The sequence below is a fragment of the Chelatococcus composti genome (assembly GCF_014201415.1).
Taxonomy (GTDB): domain Bacteria; phylum Pseudomonadota; class Alphaproteobacteria; order Rhizobiales; family Beijerinckiaceae; genus Chelatococcus_A; species Chelatococcus_A composti.
Genome location: NZ_JACHEH010000009.1, coordinates 1 through 23,047, shown reverse-complemented (window position 1 = coordinate 23,047; position 23,047 = coordinate 1). Strand labels below are relative to the sequence as shown.

The following is a 23,047-nucleotide window of genomic DNA, read 5'->3' as shown; positions in this document are numbered from 1 at the left end:
ACATTACGGCGTCTCGATCAGCCCCCGGGCATCGACGCGGCGCGGGGCGAGGCCCTCCGCCTCCAGCGTGGCGAGGATGGCGCGAGTGTGCTCGGCATCACGCGTCTCGACCGTGAGGTCGATGCTGACCCCCTTGGCCGGGACATCGAGATAGAGCCGCCCGTGCGACACCTCCAGAATATTGGCGCCGAGCTCTCCGAGCCGGCTGGCGACGCGGCCGAGCAGCCCCGGCCTGTCACTCGTCGTGATGCGGAAGGAGACGATCCGTTCCGCCCGCTCCAGCTCGCGAACCATCACCGAGGCGAGCAGCCGCGCGTCGATGTTGCCGCCGCAAAGCACGAGGCCCACCTTCCGGCCGCGGAAGCGTTCGGGCCTGGCGAACATGGCCGCGAGGCCGGCCGCGCCCGCGCCCTCGGCCATTGTACGCTGCTGGGTGGCATAGGCGTTGACCGCCCGCTCGATGGCCGCCTCTTCCACGAGGATGATCTCGCTCGCGAGTGCCCGCACGATGGGCAGCGTCATGGTGCCCACCGTCTTGACCGCGATGCCCTCGGCCAGGGTCGGGCCGCCGATCGGCAGGTCACTGCCGGCGATGGCATTATGGAAGGAGGGATAGAGCATCGCCTCCACACCGACGACGTCAAGGCAGGGCTTCAGGGCCTTGGCCGCCACGGCCATGCCGGAGAACAGGCCGCCGCCGCCGATGGGCACCACCAGCGTGTCGAGGTCGGGCACGTCGGCCAGCATCTCGAGGGCGATGGTGCCCTGGCCCGCCATCACGGCCGGGTCGTCGTAGGGATGCACGAAGACGAGCCCTTCCTCGCTGGCGAGGGCGCGGGCACGCTCGGCCGATTCGTACAGCGTCTCGCCGAAGAGCACGACGCGGGCCCCATGCGCGCGCGTGTTCTCCACCTTCACGAGCGGCGTCGCCTCAGGCATCACGATGGTGGCGGGGATGCCGAGCCGGCGCGCGTGATAGGCCACGGCCTGGGCATGATTGCCGGCCGACATGGCGATGACGCCGCGGCGGCGCTCGTCCTCGGTGAGGCGCGTCAGCTTCACCAGCGCGCCCCGCTCCTTGAAGGAGCCGGTGGCCTGCATGTTCTCGTGCTTGACGAAGACCTCGGCGCCGGTGAGCGCGGAAAGGCGTGGCGCGGGGATCATGGGCGTGCGCAGCACCTTGCCGGCGACGACGGCAGCCGCCGCTTCCACATCCGCGAGAGTGATGGCGAGCTGCTCGCCCGTCATGTCCGATACATCCTTCCGCATTGCTCGACAGCCGCTCCTTTCAGATGACGCCCGCCACGCGGCCCATGGCAGGCGCTGTACGGTCGCTCATATCTCGCGCGGCACGAGGTGGCGTTCGCCGAACAGCCCGCCCGGCCGCAGCACGAGGAATAGCACGAGCAGGCTGTAGACCGCGATGTCGCGCAGCTCGATCGGCAGCGCAGCCGACCAGGCAGCCTCCACGCTTGCAATGATGAGCCCGCCGGCCAAGGCTCCGGCCACCGAGCCGATGCCGCCGACGACCGCCGCGACAAGGGCCTTGAGGCCGAGCGCCAGCCCGCCGGAAAAGCCGACGCCGCCATATTGCGCGACCATGAGGAAGCCGGCGAGGGCGGCAAGGCCCGTCGCCAGGGCGAAAGTGATGGCAAACAGCGCACGCCCGTCGATGCCGAAGAGCGCGGCGGCCACGGGATCGTCGGCATAGGCCCGCCACGCGCGGCCGAAGCGGGTGCGCGCGAGGAGGAGGACGAGGAGCCCCGCTGCCGTCGCGCCGGTTGCCGCGACGAGGAGCGACATGGGCGTGACGGTGACGAGGAAGTCGCCGCTGCCGGCGACAGCGAGCGTCGTGTTCCACACCGGCGGCACCCAGCGCCCCGTCTCGCCCTGGGCAAGGCGCAGGTATTCGGCAAGGGCGATGGCGAGCCCCACCGTCACGATGACGATCTGCTGTCCCCTGAGGCACAGCAGCGGCACGACGGCGAGGCGGCCCGCCGCGAGGCCGTGCAGCGCGCCGGCCGTGACCGCCACGACGAGGCCGGACAGGAGGCCAGGCAGCGGCGTCTCGGCGCCGCCGGCGACGGAAAGCGCGATGGTCAGCGTCGCGGCCATGCCCCCGAGAATGGCGAACTCGCCAAAGCCGAGCATGATGCGCCCCACGAGGCCGAAGATGAGCGCATAGGAGGCGGCGAGAAGGCTGTAGATTGCGGCCATCGGCAGGGCCGCCAGCGCCTGCTGCAGGGCGTAGGCGAGCGTCGGAGACAGCTGCAAGGCGCGGGCCGATGCGGCCTTGAGGCCCGGGTCGGCGGCGGCCGCCTCAGGAGTCTCGAGATAGAATCGCTGCAGGAAGTATACCGAAGCGTCGCTGAGCGGGCCGCGCTCGGTCACGACGCCGACGAGCCGCGCCTTGCCGGCGGCAAAGCCGGTGCCGGCGAAACGGCAGGCGATGGCCCGCCTGCGCGTGCCGCGCTCTGTGGTGGCCTCGTAATAGATGAGCACCTCGTTGCGCCCGGGGCCGGGGCGTGGCTCCGCAACGCGAAAGCTGGCGCCATCGGGATTGAGCGCCGGAATTGCCTGCCGGCAGATGCGCGCCTGCTCCGCATCGACACCCCGCCCGCAGCTCACGAGGGCGACACAGGCGGCTAGAAGCAGGAGGGCACGGCACAGCATCGGCGCACTGTAACGGGTGCCACGTGCCGGAAAAGGGGGCTCAGAGCGCGCGGGCGAGCTTCTCCGCGATGCGGGGCGCGTAATAGGTCAGGATGCCGTCGGCGCCGGCGCGCTTGAAGGCGATGAGGCTCTCGACCATGGCACGCTCGCCGTCGAGCCAGCCGTTGGCGGCCGCCGCCTCGATCATCGCGTACTCGCCCGAGACCTGATAGGCGAAGGTCGGCATGCCGAAGGTGTCCTTGGCCCGGCGCACGATGTCCAGATAGGGCAGGCCAGGCTTGACCATGATCATGTCGGCACCTTCCTCGATATCCATGGCGATCTCGCGCATGGCCTCGTCGGAATTGGCCGGGTCCATCTGGTAGGTGCGCTTGTCGCCGACGAGCGTGGCGTTGGTGCCGATGGCGTCGCGGAACGGCCCGTAGAATGCCGAGGCGTACTTGGCCGCATAGGCCATGATCTGCACGTCCTGGAATCCGGCCCCGTCCAGCGCCGTGCGGATCGCGGCGACGCGGCCGTCCATCATGTCGCTCGGCGCGATGATGTCGCAGCCGGCCTCGGCCTGCACCAGCGCCTGCCGCACCAGCAGCGCGACCGATTCGTCGTTGAGGATGGTCTCGCCGGCAAGCACGCCGTCGTGCCCGTGGCTGGTGTAGGGGTCGAGCGCGACGTCGGCGATGATGCCGACCTCCGGCACGGCCTGCTTGATGGCGCGGATGGCGCGGCACACGAGGTTGTCGGGGTTGTAGGCCTCGGTGCCCCGCTCGTCGCGCAGGGCCGGGTCGGTATAGGGGAAGAGGGCGATGGCCGGGATGCCGAGCGTGGCGGCCCGCTCTGCCTCGCGCACGGCCATGTCAACCGACAGTCGCTCGACGCCCGGCATGGAGGCGACCGGTACGCGCTGCCCTTCCCCCGCTATGACGAAGAGCGGCCAGATGAGGTCGTTCGTCGTCAACACGTTCTCCTGCACCAGCCGCCGTGTCCACGCCGCCTTGCGATTGCGGCGCAGGCGCCTCACCGGCACCGGCTGGGCCGGCGGTGCAGACGCCCCACTGTCCGCACACTTGCGCTCGTCGCGGGGGCTGGCGGTATTGGATGTCATCGTATCGCTCTCGAAATCTTGCGCCGCGGAGCGGGCGCCTCGCACGGGCCGGCGAGGGAATGCCGTCGCCTGGCGCGCCTTGCCCTACATGATCGCGCGCCGGGCCGAAAGACGTGCCGATGCCGCATGGGCCCCCGGCAGCGCCCGCCGTGCATTTTTCCCGGGCGCGCCCGGCAGCCCTGCGCGTTGACGCTCGGCGCCGGCACCGGCACCTTGCCACAGGTGAAGGCTGCCCGGGACGGCGGCCCGCGACAAGACGCTTGTGGGAGGAAATGACGTGCAGTCCGATCAGGCGGCGGAAGCGGAAATCCTGTGCGAGCGGCGCGGCGCCGCCGGTGTCGTCACGCTCAACCGTCCCAGGGCGCTCAACGCGCTGACCCTCGGCATGGTGCGCGCGATGCGCGCCGCGCTTGATGCGTGGGAGAAGGACCCGGCCGTGACGCGCGTCGTCGTGACCGGGGCGGGCGGCAAGGCGTTCTGCGCCGGCGGTGACATCCGCCGGCTGCACGACCTCGGCCGGGCGGGCCGCATCGAGGAGGCGCGCACCTTCTGGGCTGAGGAGTACAGGCTCAACGCCCGCATCAAGAGCTACACCAAGCCCTATGTCGCGCTCATCGACGGCATCGTCATGGGCGGGGGCGTCGGCCTGTCGCTGCACGGCAGCCACCGCGTGGCGAGCGAGAAGCTGGTGTTTGCCATGCCGGAGGTCGGTATCGGTTTCTTTCCCGATGTCGGGGCGACGTATGCCCTGCCGCGGCTGCCGGGCGCCACTGGCACCTATCTGGCCGTAACGGGAGAGCGCATCGGCCTCGCCGACGCCTGCGCCCTCGGCATCGTCACTCACCCCGTCGCTTCCGCGGCGATGGACGAGGTGCTGGAGGAGCTGTGCGCGGGCGAGGACATCGAGCAGGTGCTCACCGCCCGTGCCGTCGCCCCCGGAGCGCCGCCGCTTGCCGCCGAGCGGGATATGATCGACCGCTGCTTCGCCGGCGAGGACATTCCCGACATTCTGAATCGATTGCTGAAGGAGGCCGGCCAAGGCTCTGAAAACGCAGGCAGGCTCGCCGCGCTCATGCGCACCAAGTCGCCGACCAGCATGGCGATCGCCCGCGAGCAGATGCGCCGCGGCCCGAGCCTTTCCTTCCCCGAGGCGATGCAGCTCGAATACCGCATCGTGTCACGCATCGCGGAGGGGTACGACTTCTACGAGGGTGTGCGCGCCGTCATCGTCGACAAGGACCAGGCGCCCAAATGGCGTCCCGCGCAGGTCGAGGAGGTGACAAGCGAGGCGATCGCGGCTTATTTCGCTCCGTTGCCCGAAGGCGACCTCACCATCGACTGATGGTCCGGCCGCTCCGGGCTGAAAGGGGTGACGGCATGTTCCAGCGCAGCGGAGATGACGAGGCCGAAGGCGGACAGCCGGACCGGACGCCAGGCACCACACGCGGGCTGCTTGATGCCATTGCCCTGCACGAGCGGGCAGCCGCGCTGCGCTGGGATCAGATGCTCATCTGGTTCATGCGCGTCATGGCCTGTGCCTGGCTGGTGAAGGGCCTCGGCGCCTGGGCCGTGCTGCTTGGATTCGGCCCTGGGGAAGGCATCGCCTTCGAGGCGCGCTCGCTGTCCTTCCAGGCCACCGTCATCTATTTCGCCGTCATCGACCTTGTTGCGGCCGTCGGCCTGTGGCTGACGAGCACGTGGGGCGGCGTCATGTGGCTCCTGGCTGTGACCAGCCACGTCATCCTCGCCCTGTTCTTCCCGCGCATCGTCACGAGCAATATTATAACGCTCGCCGCATTTGTGGCGCTCATCCTGCTCTATCTCGCGATCTCGTGGAAAGCTGCGCGCCAGGAAGACTGAGCGCCCCGGGATCCTTGCGCGATCCCTGCGGGTTAGTGCAGAGAAATGCGGCAAGGGGTCATCTTTTCCCTTGCACCGTACGCCGCTGTCGGTTGCAATATGAGCATCCTGCAGCGAATGCGGGAAGGGGGTATGTTGGCATGTCCGCTCAGCGGCAGAGATGCGCATCGATTGTTGAGAGCTCGTTCGCGGCGTTTCGCAAAGATTTGATTCATCTTGTTGTTTAAATTTGTCTTCATCAGCGCACGCTATCGTACTCCTCATAATTTGCCGGCAGACTGCGGACCGGCGTGCGTATAGGCGGTGGGGCGTATGATGGGGACTGTGATGAAAACGGTTGAGCCGACGCCGGTTCATTCCATAGACGCTGAAATCGGCCCGCTCTACTTGGAAGCTCTGACGCTGGTGGAGCGTCTGCATCGCCGCTTGCTCGACGTCATCAAGGACGAGTTCGAGCGCCGCGGGCGCACGGACGTGAACGCGGTTCAGGCGCTTCTGCTCTACAACATCGGGGACAAGGAGCTGACGGCGAGTGAGCTGCGCACCCGCGGCTATTATCTCGGCTCCAATGTCTCCTACAACGTCAAGAAGCTCGTCGAGATGGGCTACCTGCACCATGCCCGCTCGCGGGTGGACCGCCGTTCGGTGCGTATCAGCCTCACAGAACGCGGGCGCGAGGTTCACGACATTGTGTCCGCACTCTACGAGAAGCACACGCGGACGCTCGAGACCATCGGCGGCGTGACGGCGGAGGATTTCCGCAACCTCAACCAGGCCCTCGTGCGGCTCGAGCGTTACTGGACGGACCAGATCCGCTACCGTCTCTGACGCTCCCAACGCTTGACTTTCCAGCATCTGGCGGCCGCCGGGTCGCCGGATGTTGCATTTTTGCAGCGCCCTGGTTTTTGCGCGTGGCGGCAGCGAGTCGTTTCCGTGCTTGCCACAAATTGGCCCGACTGCTCCACGACAGCTCACCCTTGATTAACCGTAGACGGTTTAATTAGGGTCGTTCGCCCGCAGGGGCGGCGACGATCTGGCGGCGTTTTACGCACGCCGCCCGCAGTCAGAGCGAATTCGATATCGGGATCCCGCCAGTGCGCATTTCGGTTTCCAGACTCAATGCCTCCGCCTTCGCCGGTGCCGTCGCCGTGGCGTGTGCCGCTGTGTCGGCGCCGGCCGGTGCCCAGCAGCCGATGGTGATTGCCTCGCAGGCAGAGTGGAGCCAGGGCTACGACGCGGCGCCCCGCATCAGGGTTCAGCGCTCGTTCATGCCGACCGTGTCGCAGGAGGCGATCATCGGTACGGAACAGGCCATCGCGCGCTATCGCGAGATCGCGGCGCGCGGCGGTTGGCGCCAGGTCGCGACAAACCAGCGCCTTCGCCTGGGCTCGAAGGGGCCGGGCGTCGTGGCGCTGCGCGAGCGACTCATCATGTCCGGCGATCTTGAGCCGTCCGCCGGCAGCTCGCCGGTCTTCGACACCTATGTCGAGGCAGCGGTGAAGCGCTTCCAGGCGCGGCACGGCCTCAACGCCACGGGCGTCGTCAACGGGCCGACCATTTCGGCGCTCAACGTGCCGGTCGAGACCCGCCTGCGCCAGCTCGAGATCAACCTTGTGCGCCTGCGCGCCCTGTCCGGCGACCTCGGCGAGCGCTACGTGATCGTCAACATTCCCGCCGCGCTCGTGGAGACGGTGGAGCACGGGCAGGTCGTCAGCCGTCACGCGGCCGGCGTCGGCAAGATCGACCGCCAGTCGCCGATCATGAACGCCAAGATCACCGAGATCAACTTCAACCCGTTCTGGACGGTGCCGGCCTCCATCATCCGCAAGGATCTCATCCCGAAGATGCGGGAAGATCCGAACTACCTGACCGACAACAAGATTCGCGTCTACAACAGCCAGGGTCAGGAAGTGCGGCCAGAGAGCATCAACTGGTACTCTGACGAGGCCACGCGCTACATGTTCCGGCAGGACCCGGGCGCGGACATCAACTCGATGGGCTTCGTGCGCATCAACATTCCGAATCCGCACGGCGTCTACATGCACGACACGCCCGCCAAGGGCATCTTTGGCGACGACTTCCGCTTCGTCTCCTCGGGCTGCGTACGCGTGCAGAACGTGCGTGACTACGTCACCTGGCTGCTCAAGGAGACACCCGGCTGGGACCGCGCGGCCGTCGACCAGGCGATCGCCTCCGGCGAGCGAATCGACGTCCGCCTCGCCAGGCCCGTGAATGTCTACTGGACCTACATCACCGCCTGGGCCTCGCCCGACGGCATCGTGCAGTTCCGCGACGACGTCTACAACCGCGACGGCCTCGGCGTGCAGAACGTGATGGCCGCCGCCCAGGCGGAAGGGCTCGACCCGGTCAACTGACCGCGCGTTTCGACCAATGCACAGCGGCCCGCCTCCGGCGGGCCGTTCGTCTTGCGGCATGCGACGGGTGCGACGCCGCTGAGCGCCCCGCGCCTGTTGGCGCCCGTCCGGCGAAGTGTTATGGACCTCTCGTGCGGGACGAGAGGACCCGCCCCAACATATCGTAGGTCATCACACGAAAGGCTCGCGCCCTGGCCGGATGCACCGTCCGAAGCCTCGGGAAGCGGGCGGCCCCCGATCGTCGGTGACCCGGACCCAGGTGACCTGAAGTCGAGGTGTAGCCATGAGCGCGAGCAACGCCGTTCCGTCCCATCTGTCCAACAGCTTCTTCTCGGCCGGACTCGCGGATAGCGATCCCGAGATCGCTCGCGCCATCGAGCTCGAGCTCGGCCGCCAGCAGAACGAGATCGAGCTCATTGCCTCCGAGAACATCGTCTCCCGCGCGGTGCTCGAGGCGCAGGGCTCGGTGATGACGAACAAGTACGCCGAGGGCTACCCGAAGCGCCGCTATTACGGCGGCTGCCAGTTCGTCGACATTGCCGAGGAGCTGGCCATCGAGCGCGCCTGCCGCCTGTTCGACTGCCGCTTCGCCAATGTGCAGCCCAACTCGGGCTCGCAGGCCAACCAGGCGGTGTTCATGGCGCTTGCGCAGCCCGGCGACGTCTTCATGGGTCTCGATCTCGCCGCGGGCGGGCACCTGACGCACGGCGCCAAGCCCAACATGTCGGGCAAGTGGTTCCGCCCCGTGCACTACACCGTGCGCCCGGACGACCATCGCGTCGACATGGACGAGGTCGAGCGCCTGGCCCACGAGCACAAGCCCAAGATCATCGTCGCCGGTGGCTCGGCCTATTCGCGCCACTGGGACTTCGCCCGCTTCCGCCAGATTGCCGATGCGGTCGGCGCCTATTTCATGGTCGACATGGCCCACTTCGCCGGCCTCGTGGCAGGCGGTGCGCATCCCTCGCCGTTCCCGCACGCCCACGTGGTGACCACGACCACGCACAAGACCTTGCGCGGCCCGCGCGGCGGCATGATTCTCACCAACGACGAGGAGCTCGCCAAGAAGATCAACGCCGCGATCTTCCCCGGTCTGCAGGGCGGCCCGCTCATGCATGTCATCGCTGCCAAGGCGGTGGCTTTCGGCGAGGCGCTGCGGCCCGAGTTCAAGCTCTACGCCCGTGCGGTGGTGGAGAACGCCAAGGTCCTCGCCGACACGATGGTCGAGCAGGGCTTTGCCGTCGTCTCCGGCGGCACGGACAACCACCTGATGCTCGTCGACATGCGCCCCAAGGGCCTCACCGGCAAGGCGGCCGAGGCGGCGCTGGGTCGTGCCCACATCACCTGCAACAAGAACGGCGTGCCCTTTGACACCGAGAAGCCGACGATCACCTCCGGCATCCGCCTCGGCACGCCGGCCTGCACCACGCGTGGCTTCGGCGTCGCCGAGTTCAAGCGCGTCGGCGAGCTCATCGGCGAGGTGCTCTCCGGGCTTGCCAAGAACGGCGAGGAGAACAACGCGGCCGTCGAGAACGCCGTGCGCGAGCAGGTTCACGAGCTGACGCGGCGGTTCCCGATCTATCCCTGAGGCCGCCACGGCCGGAGACGCGCCATGCGCTGCCCCTATTGCGGTAACCTCGACACGCAAGTGAAGGACTCGCGGCCGACGGACGACCATTCGGTCATCCGGCGCCGGCGCATCTGTCCCGACTGCGGCGGACGTTTCACCACCTTCGAGCGCGTCCAGCTGCGCGAGCTCACGGTGGTGAAGCGCTCGGGCCGGCGCGTTCCCTTCGATCGGGACAAGCTGATGCAGTCCGTCTCCATCGCGCTGCGCAAGCGCTCGGTGGACGAGGAGCGGGTGGAGCGCATGATCAACGGCATCGTGCGCCAGCTTGAAAGCTCCGGCGAGACCGAGATCCCCAGCCAGAAGATCGGCGAGCTGGTCATGGAGGGGCTGCGCAACCTCGACAGCGTGGCCTACGTCCGCTTCGCCTCGGTCTATCGCAATTTCCGAGAGGCCAAGGACTTCGAGGAGATCATCGGCGAGCTGGCCGGAGGAGAGATCGTTCCCCTGCGCCGGGAGCACGAGGAAAGTTGACCGTGCCCGAACCTGCGGCCGCGCCGGAAGCTGTCTCGGCCGCGCCGTCTGCGCGTTCCCGAGAGACGCTCGATGCACGCTTCATGGCGACGGCGCTCGCGCTCGGCGCGCGCAATCTCGGCCATGCCGCGCCCAACCCCTCCGTCGGCGCGGTGATCGTGGCGGAGACGCCCGCGGGGCCGCTCGTCGTCGGGCGCGGGGTGACGCATCCCGGCGGGCGCCCCCATGCCGAGCGCATTGCGCTCGACCGGGCAGGGGAGGCGGCGCGTGGCGCCACCATGTATGTCACGCTGGAGCCGTGCTCCCATCACGGCCGCACCTCGCCCTGTTCCGACGCCATCATCGAGGCGGGCATCGCCCGCGTCGTCTCGGCCATCGAGGATGCCGATCCGCGCGTGCGCGGCCGGGGCCACGCCAGGCTGCGCGCCGCCGGCATCGCCGTCGAGGTCGGGCTCGGCGCGCAGGAGGCGTTCCGCCAGCATCGCGGCCACTTCCTGCGCGTCACCGCCGGCCGGCCGGCCGTTCACGTCAAGCTGGCGCAGACGAGGGACGGCATCGCCGCCCGGCCGGGCACGCGCCTCATGATCACCGGCCGCGCGGCAAACAACCGGGTGCACCTGATGCGCTCCCATGCCGACGCCATCATGGTCGGCGTCGGCACCGTGCTCGCGGACGATCCGCAGCTCACGGTGCGGCTGCCGGGCATGGAGGAGCGCTCGCCCCTGCGCATCGTTGTCGACAGCGCCCTGCGCACGCCGGTTACGGCGGGGCTCGTGCAGACGGCGCGCGACAGGCCGACCTGGATCGTCGCCACGGAGAAGGCGCCCGTGGAGGCGGAGCGGGCGCTGCGCGCCGCCGGCGTCGAAGTCATGCGCGTCGCCGCCGGATCTGAGGGGCGGGTGAATCTCGCCGCCATGCTGCAGCTCTTCGGCAGTCTCGGCCTCACGCGCCTGTTGTGCGAAGGCGGGCCAGCCCTTGCGGAAGAGCTGGCGAAGGCCGATCTGGTGGACGAAGTGACGCTGATCACGGCCAGCCACGCCTACGACGGCCACGAGCCCGGCATCGCCGCGCTGGGCCCTGCGCTCGCCGCCGCCCTCGCCGGCGAGGGCTCGCTCGTGCGCTTCGGCGAGGCCGTGGCGGGCGAGGACCATCTGGCCTTTTGGGAAAGGGTGGGTTGATGTTCACCGGCATCGTGACGGATGTGGGCGAGGTGGTCGCCGTTGAGGATTTCCAGGGCACCCTGAGGCGCCTGCGCATCCATTCCTCCTACGATCCGGCCGGCATCGCCCTCGGCGCCTCAATCGCCTGCAGCGGACCGTGCCTCACCGTCGTAGCCGTGGGCCCGCGCGAGGGGGGCTGCTGGTTCGAGGTGGACTGCGCCGCCGAGACGTTGGCGCGCACCACCGTGCCGCGCTGGCAGGTGGGCACCCGCATCAACCTCGAGCGGGCGCTGAAGATCGGCGACGAGCTTGGCGGCCATATCGTCACGGGCCACGTCGACGGCATCGGCGAGATCATCGGCTGGGACGACATCACCGCGAGTGGCGCGGAGGGCGACCCCTGGGGGCCGAGCGCCCGGGTGACGGTGCGCGCGCCGCGGGCCCTTGCCCCCTTCATCGCGGAGAAGGGCTCGGTGACACTCGACGGCACGTCGCTCACCGTCAACAGCGTCACGGACGACACCTTCTCCGTGCTACTCATACCGCATACCATCGCGGTCACCACCTGGGGTGACCGCAAGGTGGGCGACGCGCTCAACCTCGAGGTCGATCTGATGGCGCGCTACGCCGCCCGCCTTGCGGAGGCGCGAGCAGCGGGCTACTGACGCGGGCGAGATTCCTGCTTCGCAGAACCTGCGGCCAGACGGCCGCGATATCCATCGCCGGGGCAGGCTTCGCCCCGCTGCACAAGACGAAAAGAACATCATGGCCGGTCCACGCCAAGCCCAACTCGATGCCACGCCCCTGCCGGGTGCACGCGTCCTCGTCGTCGAGGCGCGCTTCTATGATGAGATCGCCGACGAGCTGCTAGCGGGAGCGCAGGCCGCCATCGCGGCGGCGGGCGCCGAGAGCCATGTCATCACCGTGCCCGGCGCGCTCGAAGCCCCGGCCATGGTCGCCATCGCGCTCGATGCTGCCGAGGCTGCCGGTCGGCCCTTCGACGCGGTCGTCGTGCTGGGCTGCGTGATCCGCGGCGAAACCGGCCATTACGACATCGTGGCCGGCGAGAGCGCCCGGGCGCTGATGGACCTGGCGGTTGCGCGTCGCATCCCGCTCGGCAACGGCATCCTGACGGTCGAGAACGAGGCGCAGGCGCTGGCCCGTGCCCGTGTCTCCGAGATGAACAAGGGCGGCGGCGCGGCCGAGGCGGCGCTCGCCGTGCTGCGCCACAAGCGGGCACTGGCGGAGGCGTTTCGATGAGCCGCAGCGAGAAGCGCAGTGCCGCCCGGCTCGCCGCCGTGCAGGCACTCTACGAGATGGACATCGCCGGCACCGGCGTCATGGAAGCCGTCGCCGAGTTCGAGAACTACTGGATCGGCCGTGAGATCGAGGGCATGACCTTCCGCGCGCCGGACGTTGATCTGTTCCGCGACATCATCGCCGGCGTGGTGCGCGAGCAGAAGCTCGTCGACCGCCGCCTCAACGAGGCGCTCGCCAAGGGATGGCCGCTGAAGCGCGTCGAGGCGGTGTTGCGTGCGGTTCTGCGCGCGGGCGCCTACGAGCTCTTCTTTCGCAAGGACATCCCGGTGCGCGTCACGATCTCGGAATACGTTGACGTCGCCCGCGCCTTCTATGACGAGGACGAGCCAGGCCTCGTCAACGCCGTGCTCGACACGCTGGCGCGCAGCGTGCGGGCGGACGAGCTGACGGCGCGCCCCTGAGGCAGCCATGACGGGCTCCTCCTCCCTCGGCGAAGACGAGCTGATTGCGCGCTTCCTGGCGCCGCTGGCGGGAGAGGGGGGCTTCGGCCTCAAAGACGACACGGCGCTATTGGCCGTGCCGGACGGCGAGGAACTCGTCCTGACGGTTGATGCCGTCGTGGCCGGCGTCCATTTCCTGCCCGACGATCCGCCGGCGTCGATCGCCCGCAAGGCGCTGCGGGTGAACCTCTCGGATCTCGCCGCCAAGGGTGCCGTGCCCCGCGGCTTCCTGCTGGTCCTTGCCCTGCCTTCCGGCTGGACGGAGGGCTGGATGGCCGATTTCGCGGCTGCCCTCGGCGAGGATGCGGCAGCCTATGCCTGCCCGCTGCTCGGCGGCGATACCGTGCGCACGCCGGGGCCGCTGACGCTCTCGATCACCGCCTTCGGCACCGTGCCGCAGGGCACCATGGTGCCCCGCACCGGGGCGCGCCAGGGGGATGCCGTGCTCGTCAGCGGCACCATCGGCGATGCGGCGCTCGGCCTTGCGCTCCACACCGGCAAGGCGGGCGCCTGGGCCGATGCCCTGACGCAGGAGGAGCGCGCCTACCTCGTTGACCGCTATCTCCACCCCCGGCCGCGGACGAACCTTACCGCCGCCCTCCGGGCGAGCGCACGCGCGGCGATGGACGTGTCCGACGGCCTTGCAGGCGATTGCGCCAAGATGTTGCGCACGGCCGGGCTCGGCGGGGAGATCGACCTGTCGCTCCTGCCCCTTTCTGCCGCGGCGCGCTCTGCGCTGGGTGCAGACGAGACCCTCCTCGAAACCATCGCGACGGGGGGCGACGACTATGAAATCCTCTGCACTGTTCCCGAGAGCGGAGTTGCCGCTTTCACGGAGGCCGCCCGCCACGCCGGTACGCCGGTGACCCGCATCGGCACGGTAGGGGCGCCCGGCGGCCGGCTCGTCCTGCGTGACAAGGCGGGCGAGCGGCGGTTCACGCGGGGCTCTTACGGACACTTCTGAGGCAGTAGCGGGGGCGTAACGTGGTTGAGATCGATGACAGGCTGGCCCGGCGCAATGCGCTCGTTCTTGCGGGTGCCCAAGCGTTCGGTGCCGCAAGCCCGCCTATCGTCGTCTCGCTCGGCGGCATCGTCGGCGTATGGCTGGCACCGGACAAGGCGCTCGCGACCCTGCCGGTGAGCCTGTTCAACCTGGGCGTCGCCGCCGGGACGATCCCTGCCGCCATGCTGATGCGCCATCTCGGCCGGCGCTCGGGCTATGTCGTGGGCGCAGTCCTCGGTGCGCTCGCCGGGCTCGTCGCCGCCGCCGGCATCTATGTCGGCGCCTTCCTGGTCTTCTGCCTCGGCACGTTCCTCGCGGGCAACCACTCGTCGTTCGTGCAGAGTTACCGCTTCGCCGCAGCGGACGGGGCGAGCTTCGCCTTCCGCCCGCGGGCCATCTCCTTCGTCATGGTCGGTGGCCTGCTGGCGGCGGTCATCGGGCCGCAGGTGGCCATCCACACGCGCGATCTCTTCCCGCAGGCGCCGTTCGTCGGCAGCTTCCTCGGCCAGGCGGCACTCGCGCTCATTGCCCTGCCCATCCTTTCCCTGCTGCGACCGGTGCCGATGCCGACCGCCGCCCAGGAGGGCGGCCGTCCGCTGTGGCAGATCGTGCGGGCACCGCGCTTCATTGTGGCCGTCAGCGTCGGGACCGTCACATATGCCCTGATGAGCTTCGTGATGACCGCCGCGCCCGTTGCCATGGTCGGCTGCGGCCACACGGTGGGGGAGGCGACGCTGGGCATCCAGTGGCACGTGCTGGCCATGTTCGGGCCGAGCTTCTTCACGGGCCGGCTCATCAACCGCATCGGCCGCAGCGCCACCACCGCGCTCGGCCTCGTCCTCATCGCGTCAGCCGCAGCCGTCGCCCTGTCCGGGCTCGCGGTAGCGAACTTCTGGCTGGCGCTCGTCCTGCTCGGCGTTGGCTGGAACTTCGGCTTCATCGGCGCCACGGCCATGGTGACCGAGTGCTACCGGCCCGAGGAGCGGGCCAAGGTGCAGGCCGCGAACGACTTCCTGATGTTCGGCACGGTCGCCATCGCGTCCTTCTCATCCGGCAAGCTGCTCGACATCGGAGGCTGGGAAACGGTGAACTGGATCGTCTTTCCGCTTGTCGCGCTCGTTCTCCTGATGATCGGCGCGCAGGAAATGGCGACCCGTCTGCGTGATCGCCAGGCCTCCGCCTGAAAGCATCGAACGGTCGAAAACGTCCTCGGACAGCAAAATGCCGGGCCGCGCCACGTAAAAGGCGTTTGCTTTGGCCCGGTTTTTTTGTTCACCTCAATATGAGCCCCAAAAAACGACGAAGGCTCGGGGGGTGAGACGTCGGCCATCCGGCCGAACGGCCGGAACCTGTGCGTGCAATCCCTCCCGCTCACTAGGGACGGAAAAATGACCGCACTGCTTTTGATCATAGCCGCTGGCGCGCTTTCTATCGTCTACGGCGTCTATACCATTCAGTCTGTCATGGCGGCCGACGCAGGCAGCCAACGCATGCAGGAAATAGCGAGCGCCATCCGGGAGGGCGCACAGGCGTATCTGCGGCGCCAGTATTCGACGATCGGCGTCGTCGGCATCGTGCTTTTCGTGGCGCTCGCCTGGTATCTCGGGCTCACGGTGGCCATCGGTTTCGCGATCGGTGCGGTTCTTTCGGCCGCGGCCGGCTTCATTGGCATGAACGTCTCGGTACGCGCCAACGTGCGCACCGCGCAGGCGGCCTCCCGCTCGCTCGCGGCCGGCCTCGACCTCGCCTTCAAGGCGGGCGCTGTCACTGGCCTGCTCGTCGCCGGTCTGGCGCTGCTCGGCGTCGCCGGCTACTACACGGTGCTGACCCAGATGATGGGCCTCACCGTGGCCGACCGCACGGTGGTCGATGCCCTCGTTGCCCTGGGCTTCGGCGCCTCGCTCATCTCGATCTTCGCGCGCCTCGGCGGCGGCATTTTCACCAAGGGGGCGGACGTCGGCGGCGATCTCGTCGGCAAGGTGGAGGCGGGTATCCCGGAGGATGACCCGCGCAATCCGGCCACCATCGCGGACAACGTGGGCGACAATGTCGGCGACTGCGCCGGCATGGCGGCGGACCTCTTCGAGACCTATGCCGTCACCATCGTCGCCACCATGGTGCTCGGCGCGATCTTCTTCGCCGGCCAGCCGGTGCTCGATTCCGTGCTGATCTATCCGCTCGCCATCGGCGGCGTGTGCATCGTCACGTCCATCATCGGCACCTTCTTCGTCAAGCTCGGCGCCAACCAGTCGATCATGGGCGCCCTCTACAAGGGCTTCATCGCCACGGGCGTGCTGTCGCTCGTCGCCCTTGCCGCCGTCACCTGGCTCGTCTTCGGCGGTTTCGGCACGGCGCTGACGACCGGGGGCGGCACCGCCTTCACGTCCGGGGACCTCTTCTGGTGCGGGACGGTCGGCCTCGTTGTCACGGCCCTCATCGTCATCATAACCGAGTACTACACAGGCACCGACTACCGGCCCGTGAAGTCCATCGCCGCGGCCTCGGTCACCGGCCACGGCACCAATGTCATCCAGGGGCTCGCTGTATCGCTGGAATCAACGGCGCTGCCGGCGCTCGTCATCGTCGCCGGCATCATGACGACCTATTCCCTCGCCGGGCTCTTCGGCATCGCTGTCGCCGTCACGGCCATGCTGGCGCTCGCGGGCGTTGTCGTCGCGCTCGATGCCTTCGGCCCGGTGACGGACAACGCCGGCGGCATCGCCGAGATGGCCGGCCTGCCGGCAGAGGTGCGCAAGTCGACCGACGCGCTCGATGCCGTCGGCAACACGACGAAGGCCGTCACCAAGGGCTACGCCATCGGCTCTGCCGGCCTTGGCGCCCTGGTGCTGTTCGCGGCCTACACCTCGGACCTCGACTTCTTCATCGCCAATGCCGACCGTTTCCCCTACTTCGCGGGCGTCTCGGTCGATTTCTCGCTGTCCAACCCCTATGTCGTCGTGGGCCTGCTCTTCGGCGGCCTGCTGCCCTTCCTCTTCGGCGGCATGGGCATGACGGCGGTGGGCCGGGCCGGCGGCGCCGTGGTGGAGGAGGTGCGGCGGCAGTTCCGCGAGAAGCCGGGCATCATGGAGGGCAAGGACAGGCCGGACTACGGCCGGGCCGTTGACATGCTGACCAAGGCGGCCATCCGCGAGATGATCGTGCCCTCGCTCCTGCCGGTGCTGTCTCCGATCGTCGCCTATCTCGTCGTTCTCGTCATTGCCGGCAAGAACAACGCCTTCGCAGCCGTCGGCGCAATGCTGCTCGGCGTCATCCTCACCGGCCTCTTCGTCGCCGTCTCGATGACCTCGGGCGGCGGCGCCTGGGACAACGCCAAGAAGTACATCGAGGAAGGGCACCACGGCGGCAAGGGCTCGGATGCGCACAAAGCGGCCGTGACGGGCGATACGGTCGGCGATCCCTACAAGGACACTGCCGGCCCCGCCGTGAACCCGATGATCAAGATCACCAACATCGTGGCGCTGTTGCTGCTGGCGATCCTCGCCCACAGCTAGGCCCGCCAGGACGGGGCCTGGAGCCCGGCACGAAAAACCCCGCGGCCGGAAGGTCGCGGGGTTCTCGTTTCCCGGTGCGCCGTCAGGCGCCGAAGGGGTTGAACGACGGTCCGCCGCCGCCGCTGCCGGTCGCGCGCAGGAGCTGGCCGATGAGCGACAGCTCGGAGCCGCTCGTGGGCGTCGTGCGGGTGATGAAGTCGAAGACGACGCCGTCCTTCAGGCCGTAGTTGGCGAGCCGCTCGACCTTGAAGTTCTTGTCGAAATAGATGGCCAGAACGCGCTGGTCGACGAGCCGCGGGCGCATGAACTGCACCGGACGCTCGAACGTCTGGCTGATGTAGTAGAAGGTCTTGTTGCCGACGGTGGACACGGTGGACGGCGTGCCCATGCGCTCCAGCACCTTTTCCACGCTCATGCCTGGCTTGATCTCCGCCACGACGCGCTCGTCGATGACGTAGCCCTTGGTCAGCGTCTCGGTGGTGCTGCTGCAGGCTGCGAGCCCCATCGCCAAGGTCGCGCCGACGAGACACCGCGCCGCGATGCGTTGGAAAGAATGAGACTTTCGCAATGCCATACCGTCCACCTGTGTTATGGGACCGGGGCTCCGCCCCGGACTTGCGATGGGCCCCGCCGATGCCGTAGCGCGCACGAGGGCCTTTTGCAAGGCGTGGTGAGAAGGTTAAGAAGGTCGGCATGATCTTGTCATTTCTGCGTCGCCGGCGTCCGAGCGACGTCATCGAGGACCTCTACCAGCGGGTCGCCGGGGCGGCGCGGCAGCCTGCGCTTTATCTGGAGCTCGGCTTTCCCGACACGGCGGAGGGCCGCTTCGAGGCGCTGGCGCTGCACGTCGCCCTCATCGTGCGGCGGCTCAAGGCGCTGCCGGATCCGGCGTCCGACGCCGCGCAGGATCTCGTGGACGTCATGTTCCGCGAGCTCGACCGCGCGCTGCGCGAGCTGGGCACCAGCGACCTTGCCGTGCCCAAGCGCATGAAGGCGCTCGCAGGCGTCTTCAACGACCGCATGCGGCGCTACGCGGCCGCCCTCGAAGCCGACGACGAGCCGGAGCTGCGTCGCCTGCTCGCGCTGCGCCTGGGAGAGCCCGCCGAGCGCCATGCCGCCCTGGCCGCCTACGTGCGGGCGAGCGCTCACCATCTCGACAGCCTCAATTTCGACTCCCTGCTGCAGCAGTCGGCGCCGTTCCCGCCTGCCGCACGATTCGTCGAAAGGACATCAAAATGACCGCCGCGCCCGATGCGCTCATCTCCCGTCCCGTTGCCGTCGCCGACATTCCGGCCTCCGGCCTCGAGGTCACGGTCGAGGCGACCGAGGCCGAGCGGGCCGAGATTGCCCGACGCTTCGGCACCGGCCCCATAGACCGGCTCGTCGGCTCGTTTAGCCTGAAGGGCACGAGCGATCGCATCCTCGTGACGGGGACTGTCGAGGCCGGTCTGACGCAGACCTGCGTCGTAACGCTCGAGCCTTTCCCCAACACGCTGCGCGAGGCGGTGGAGGTCACCTTCATGTCTCCGGCGGCGCTCGAGCAGTGGCGGGCCGCCCACGAGGTGCCGGAGGAGGGCGAGCCCTCCGCCGAGGACGAGCCCGACGAGATCGTCGGCGGCACCATTGACCTCGGCATCGTCACCGCCGAGTTCTTCGCGCTCGGGCTCGATCCCTATCCGCGTAAGCCTGGTGCACAGTTCCGCTACGAGAATAGCGACGAGGAGAAAGTCTCGCCCTTCGCGGTGCTGAAGAATCTGTCCAAGCGCGAGGATCAATGAGCTGCGACGGGCATTTTCGAGTTGCGGGTGACGTGCGCTTCGCTATTGTCCGCCGTCCCTTGCACTTAAGGGAGCATTTCGGGAGTTCGGACTGAACCTATGTCGCGACCGGTCACCATCGCACTCGACGCCATGGGTGGAGACCAGGGTGCCGCTGTTGTGATTCCGGGTGCGGCCATCGCCCTCGAGCGTCGGCCGGACCTGCGCTTTGTCATCTACGGCAACGAGACGGTGGTTCAGCCGCTGCTCGAAGCCCACCCCACGCTCAAGGCTGTTTCCGAGCTGCACCACACCGACGTTGCGGTGCGCATGGACGACAAGCCCAGCCAGGCGCTGAGGGCCGGGCGCTACAAGTCGTCCATGTGGCGCGCCATAGAGGCGGTGAAGGAAAAGCGCGCCGAGGTCGCCGTTTCGGCGGGCAACACCGGCGCGCTGATGGCCATGGCGACCTTCTGCCTCAAGCGCATGGCCAATGTGGACCGGCCCGCCATCGCGGCCCTGTGGCCGACGCTGCGCGGGGAGAGCGTGGTGCTCGACGTGGGCGCCACCATCGGCGCCGATGCGCAGCATCTTGTCGATCTCGCCGTCATGGGTGCGGCCCTCGCGCGCATCGTGTTCGACATCGAGCGACCGACGGTCGGCCTCCTCAACGTCGGCGTCGAGGAGATCAAGGGCAACGAGGCGGTGAAGGAGGCGGGCAAGCGCCTGCGCGAGGCCGACATCCCGTTCGTCGACTACCGTGGCTTCGTCGAGGGCGACGACCTCGGCAAGGGGACCGTCGACGTGGTGGTGACGGAGGGGTTCTCCGGCAACATAGCCCTCAAGACGGCGGAAGGCACGGCCAAGCAGATCGCCCACTACCTGCGCGCCGCCATGGGCCGCACGCTGATGGCGCGCATCGGCTATCTATTCGCCAAGGGGGCCTTCGACGCGCTGAAGGAAAAGATGGATCCGCGCCGCTCCAACGGCGGGGTTTTCCTGGGACTCGATGGCGTCGTCATCAAGAGCCATGGCGGCACCGATGCCCTCGGCTTTGCAAGTGCCGTCGAACTCGCTTACGACATGGCGCGCCATTCGCTCGCCGACACCATCCGCGAGACGATTGCGCAGGTGCATCCCTCGGCGGTGGCCGAGGCTTGAGGAGTTCTCACAAAGTGTCCCGAATCCGGTCGGTCGTCCGCGGTTGCGGCTCCTATCTTCCCGAACGCGTTCTGACCAATGCCGAACTCGCCGGGATGGTCGATACCTCGGACGAGTGGATCGTGCAGCGCACGGGCATCCGCGAGCGGCGCATCGCCGCGGAGGGCGAGACGACATCCTCGCTCGGCCTCGCCGCAGCGAAGGCCGCGCTCGAGGATGCCGGCCTCACGCCCGCCGACATCGATCTAATCGTCTGTGCCACATCGACGCCGGACTATACCTTCCCGGCGACGGCCACACAGATCCAGTCGGCGCTCGGCATGACCCATGGCGCCGCCTTCGACCTGCAGGCGGTCTGCTCGGGCTTTATCTTCGGCCTCGCCACGGCCGACAAGTTCCTGACATCGGGCTCGCACCGGCGCGCTCTCGTCATCGGCGCCGAGACCTTCTCGCACATCATCGACTGGCAGGATCGCACCACCTGCGTGCTCTTCGGCGACGGCGCCGGCGCCGTCGTTCTCGAGGCCATGGAAGGCACGGGGACGATCGCCGACCGCGGCGTGCTCACCTCGCACCTGCGCTCCGACGGCCGCCACCGCGAGAAGCTCTATGTGGACGGCGGGCCCGGCACCAACCGCAAGGTCGGCCACCTGCGCATGGAGGGGCGTGAGGTCTTCCGCCATGCCGTGGGCATGATCACGGACGTGATCTCGGACGCCTTCGCGGCGACGGGCACGACCGCCGAGGATCTCGACTGGTTCGTGCCCCACCAGGCCAACCGGCGCATCATCGACGCCAGCGCTCACAAGCTCGGCATCGCACCCGAGAAGGTGGTTGTGACGGTGGATCGGCACGGCAACACCTCCGCCGCGTCGATCCCGCTGGCGCTCGCCGAGGCCAAGGCGGACGGGCGCATCAAGGAGGGCGACCTCGTCATGCTCGAGGCCATGGGCGGCGGTTTCACCTGGGGCAGCGTGCTCGTTCGCTGGTAGCGGCGGGCGCCGACTGGCAGATCGGGAAATGCGTTTCCGTGCACGTCCTTCGGCAAACGAATGGGCGAATGCACCATTGACCGCGCCTCCTGCTGCCAATACCTTGCAAATTCATATAGATAATCCTGTTTTCTGAATCGGGGCGGGAAGGTGGTCATGGCCGGTCGCACGGTAACGCGCGCAGATCTCTGCGAGGCGGTCTATCAGAAGGTGGGACTATCCCGCACGGAATCAGCATCTCTCGTCGAGATGGTGCTCTCAGAAATCTGTAACTGCCTGGCGAACGGCGAGACCGTGAAGCTGTCCTCGTTCGGCTCCTTCGTGGTGCGCGACAAGGGGCAGCGCATCGGCCGCAACCCGAAGACGGGTGTCGAGGTGCCGATCGAGCCGCGCCGGGTCATGGTGTTCAAGCCCTCGAACGTGTTGCGTGCGCGCATCAACGGCCAGCGCAGCGAGGGCGAGGAGTAATCGAAGCCACCGCGCCGGGAGCGAGTGGCTTTGCGTGCGGCAGGCGTCGCCGGCCCAGACGGGCAGGTGGTGCCGCAAGTGAGTAGGGGCCTGTTGTGGACAAGGGGCCGGACGCATTCCGGACGATCAGCGAGGTGGCGGAAGACCTCGAGCTGCCACAGCATGTGCTGCGTTTCTGGGAAACGCGCTTTCCGCAGATCAAGCCGCTGAAGCGCGGCGGCGGCCGGCGCTACTACCGGCCGGACGATGTCGACCTCCTGCGCGGCATCCGCCATCTCCTCTACGGCGAGGGATATACCATCAAGGGCGTCCAGCGCATCCTGAAGGAGGAGGGGGTGCGCTACGTGGAGAACGTCTGGCGCCAGAACGCTCCGGCGCCTGCGCGCTCGGAACGGAGCGAGAGGCAGGAAGAGGCACCGCGCGACTTCGACGAGAAACGCCATTTCAATGTGCGCGACGTCCACACTCCGCCGGAGGACAATCCCTTCCTCTTCGATGAAGGCGCGCTGCAACAGGCGAAGGCGCCCGCAGCCGTCTCGTGCGGCCCGGACGCAGAGTCTGCCTCAGCCACCCCGGAGCCTGCCGGGCCTTCCGGACTGACGGCAGCGCAGGTGCGCGCCCTGCAGGCCGTGCTGGCGGAACTGGCGGAATGTCGGCGCCTGCTCGATGCCGCCCGCAAGGGGCCCGAGAGCGACGACTGAGACCTTGGCCCGTCAGCTCAGGTAGCCGAGCAGCCACAGGACGATGATGATCGGCAGCGGGATGCCGATGATCCAGAGCAGTGCACCGCGCATCATGGGGATTCTCCATCTCGTTGTCTGGTCCGAGAGGAAAGCCGGCGCGCGCGGGATTTGTTCCTGAGGGGCTTGGGTCGTCGTTTCCGACGAAGCAAGGGCAAGCGAGACAGAAGCTGTTTGCGTCTGCCGCGTTGCCTTGTCGGGATGCTGGCCGGGGCTACGCACCCTGTTCTCTCAGGAGCGTCTCCATCCGCGGCTAGCTCGTCACGCCCGTCGCCCGGTATTCAAACGGATGATGTCCCGGGGCGTGGTGTAGCAGGATAGCGGCGGTCACCAGTGTTTTTCCGGTAGGGTCGGGTTGTTCAAGCTCAACCTGATGGAAAGTC

Annotated in this window: 24 protein-coding genes; 19 read left to right on the top strand and 5 right to left on the bottom strand. The window is 68.2% G+C overall.

Features of this window, described 5'->3' with window-relative positions:
• Positions 1-3: 3 nt before the first annotated feature.
• From HNQ73_RS16260 to hemB, 3 genes are all read right to left on the bottom strand, one after another.
• The gene (locus HNQ73_RS16260) at positions 4-1,248 is read right to left on the bottom strand and encodes a threonine ammonia-lyase (RefSeq protein WP_183336194.1); all 1,245 of its coding nucleotides are present in this window, start codon (positions 1,246-1,248) and stop codon (positions 4-6) included.
• Between the two features lie 87 nt (positions 1,249-1,335).
• Complete coding sequence (locus HNQ73_RS16255; RefSeq protein WP_183336192.1) at positions 1,336-2,673, bottom strand: branched-chain amino acid ABC transporter permease; 1,338 nt, start codon at positions 2,671-2,673, stop codon at positions 1,336-1,338.
• 40 nt (positions 2,674-2,713) lie between these two features.
• Positions 2,714-3,775: a porphobilinogen synthase gene (gene hemB / locus HNQ73_RS16250; RefSeq protein WP_183336190.1), complete on the bottom strand. Its 1,062-nt coding sequence runs from the start codon at positions 3,773-3,775 to the stop codon at positions 2,714-2,716.
• A 277-nt stretch (positions 3,776-4,052) separates the two neighbouring features.
• Between hemB and HNQ73_RS16245 the strand changes: the two genes are divergently transcribed.
• From HNQ73_RS16245 to HNQ73_RS16185, 13 genes are all read left to right on the top strand, one after another.
• Positions 4,053-5,117, top strand: coding sequence for an enoyl-CoA hydratase/isomerase family protein (locus HNQ73_RS16245; protein WP_244650263.1), 1,065 nt, complete (start codon positions 4,053-4,055; stop codon positions 5,115-5,117).
• Positions 5,118-5,152: 35 nt separating this feature from the next.
• A complete protein-coding gene (locus tag HNQ73_RS16240) occupies positions 5,153-5,635 on the top strand; it encodes a DUF6163 family protein (protein WP_183336186.1) in 483 nt (160 codons plus the stop codon).
• A 327-nt stretch (positions 5,636-5,962) separates the two neighbouring features.
• Positions 5,963-6,463 (top strand): transcriptional regulator LdtR, encoded by a 501-nt coding sequence (ldtR, locus tag HNQ73_RS16235; protein ID WP_183336184.1) that lies wholly within the window; start codon positions 5,963-5,965, stop codon positions 6,461-6,463.
• 266 nt (positions 6,464-6,729) lie between these two features.
• Positions 6,730-8,010, top strand: coding sequence for a L,D-transpeptidase family protein (locus tag HNQ73_RS16230; RefSeq protein ID WP_183336182.1), 1,281 nt, complete (start codon positions 6,730-6,732; stop codon positions 8,008-8,010).
• 283 nt (positions 8,011-8,293) lie between these two features.
• A complete protein-coding gene (gene glyA, locus HNQ73_RS16225; protein ID WP_183336181.1) occupies positions 8,294-9,598 on the top strand; it encodes a serine hydroxymethyltransferase in 1,305 nt (434 codons plus the stop codon).
• 24 nt (positions 9,599-9,622) lie between these two features.
• A complete protein-coding gene (nrdR, locus tag HNQ73_RS16220; protein ID WP_183336179.1) occupies positions 9,623-10,111 on the top strand; it encodes a transcriptional regulator NrdR in 489 nt (162 codons plus the stop codon).
• A gap of 83 nt (positions 10,112-10,194) precedes the next feature.
• Positions 10,195-11,289, top strand: coding sequence for a bifunctional diaminohydroxyphosphoribosylaminopyrimidine deaminase/5-amino-6-(5-phosphoribosylamino)uracil reductase RibD (gene ribD, locus HNQ73_RS16215; protein WP_183336286.1), 1,095 nt, complete (start codon positions 10,195-10,197; stop codon positions 11,287-11,289).
• Positions 11,289-11,936, top strand: a complete 648-nt coding sequence (locus tag HNQ73_RS16210; protein ID WP_183336177.1) for a riboflavin synthase — start codon at positions 11,289-11,291, stop codon at positions 11,934-11,936. Before ribD ends, HNQ73_RS16210 begins: the two co-directional genes overlap by 1 nt.
• Before the next feature lie 100 nt (positions 11,937-12,036).
• Entirely contained in the window at positions 12,037-12,531 is a 495-nt protein-coding gene (gene ribH, locus HNQ73_RS16205; RefSeq protein WP_183336175.1) for a 6,7-dimethyl-8-ribityllumazine synthase, read from the top strand.
• A complete protein-coding gene (gene nusB, locus HNQ73_RS16200) occupies positions 12,528-12,992 on the top strand; it encodes a transcription antitermination factor NusB (RefSeq protein WP_183336173.1) in 465 nt (154 codons plus the stop codon). Before ribH ends, nusB begins: the two co-directional genes overlap by 4 nt.
• Before the next feature lie 7 nt (positions 12,993-12,999).
• The gene (gene thiL / locus HNQ73_RS16195) at positions 13,000-13,995 is read left to right on the top strand and encodes a thiamine-phosphate kinase (protein WP_183336171.1); all 996 of its coding nucleotides are present in this window, start codon (positions 13,000-13,002) and stop codon (positions 13,993-13,995) included.
• A gap of 20 nt (positions 13,996-14,015) precedes the next feature.
• Entirely contained in the window at positions 14,016-15,218 is a 1,203-nt protein-coding gene (locus HNQ73_RS16190) for an MFS transporter (RefSeq protein ID WP_183336169.1), read from the top strand.
• Between the two features lie 204 nt (positions 15,219-15,422).
• The gene (locus tag HNQ73_RS16185; RefSeq protein ID WP_183336167.1) at positions 15,423-17,546 is read left to right on the top strand and encodes a sodium-translocating pyrophosphatase; all 2,124 of its coding nucleotides are present in this window, start codon (positions 15,423-15,425) and stop codon (positions 17,544-17,546) included.
• An 82-nt stretch (positions 17,547-17,628) separates the two neighbouring features.
• On the opposite strand, the gene HNQ73_RS16180 is transcribed toward HNQ73_RS16185, so the two are convergent.
• Positions 17,629-18,051, bottom strand: a complete 423-nt coding sequence (locus tag HNQ73_RS16180) for an outer membrane protein assembly factor BamE (protein WP_183336165.1) — start codon at positions 18,049-18,051, stop codon at positions 17,629-17,631.
• A 188-nt stretch (positions 18,052-18,239) separates the two neighbouring features.
• Between HNQ73_RS16180 and HNQ73_RS16175 the strand changes: the two genes are divergently transcribed.
• From HNQ73_RS16175 to HNQ73_RS16150, 6 genes are all read left to right on the top strand, one after another.
• The gene (locus HNQ73_RS16175; RefSeq protein ID WP_183336163.1) at positions 18,240-18,785 is read left to right on the top strand and encodes a ubiquinol-cytochrome C chaperone family protein; all 546 of its coding nucleotides are present in this window, start codon (positions 18,240-18,242) and stop codon (positions 18,783-18,785) included.
• On the top strand, positions 18,782-19,324 hold the full coding sequence (locus tag HNQ73_RS16170; RefSeq protein ID WP_183336161.1) for a YceD family protein: 543 nt from the start codon (positions 18,782-18,784) through the stop codon (positions 19,322-19,324). The genes HNQ73_RS16175 and HNQ73_RS16170 overlap by 4 nt, the downstream gene beginning before the upstream one ends.
• 99 nt (positions 19,325-19,423) lie before the next feature.
• Complete coding sequence (gene plsX, locus HNQ73_RS16165) at positions 19,424-20,464, top strand: phosphate acyltransferase PlsX (protein WP_183336159.1); 1,041 nt, start codon at positions 19,424-19,426, stop codon at positions 20,462-20,464.
• A gap of 14 nt (positions 20,465-20,478) precedes the next feature.
• Positions 20,479-21,456: a beta-ketoacyl-ACP synthase III gene (locus HNQ73_RS16160; protein ID WP_276513687.1), complete on the top strand. Its 978-nt coding sequence runs from the start codon at positions 20,479-20,481 to the stop codon at positions 21,454-21,456.
• A gap of 156 nt (positions 21,457-21,612) precedes the next feature.
• Positions 21,613-21,924, top strand: a complete 312-nt coding sequence (locus HNQ73_RS16155; RefSeq protein WP_183336157.1) for an integration host factor subunit alpha — start codon at positions 21,613-21,615, stop codon at positions 21,922-21,924.
• Positions 21,925-22,019: 95 nt separating this feature from the next.
• Positions 22,020-22,625, top strand: coding sequence for a MerR family transcriptional regulator (locus HNQ73_RS16150; RefSeq protein ID WP_183336155.1), 606 nt, complete (start codon positions 22,020-22,022; stop codon positions 22,623-22,625).
• 12 nt (positions 22,626-22,637) lie between these two features.
• Here the strand turns inward: HNQ73_RS16150 and HNQ73_RS16145 are convergent, their stop codons facing one another.
• Entirely contained in the window at positions 22,638-22,886 is a 249-nt protein-coding gene (locus tag HNQ73_RS16145; RefSeq protein WP_183336290.1) for a hypothetical protein, read from the bottom strand.
• Positions 22,887-23,047 lie beyond the last annotated feature (161 nt).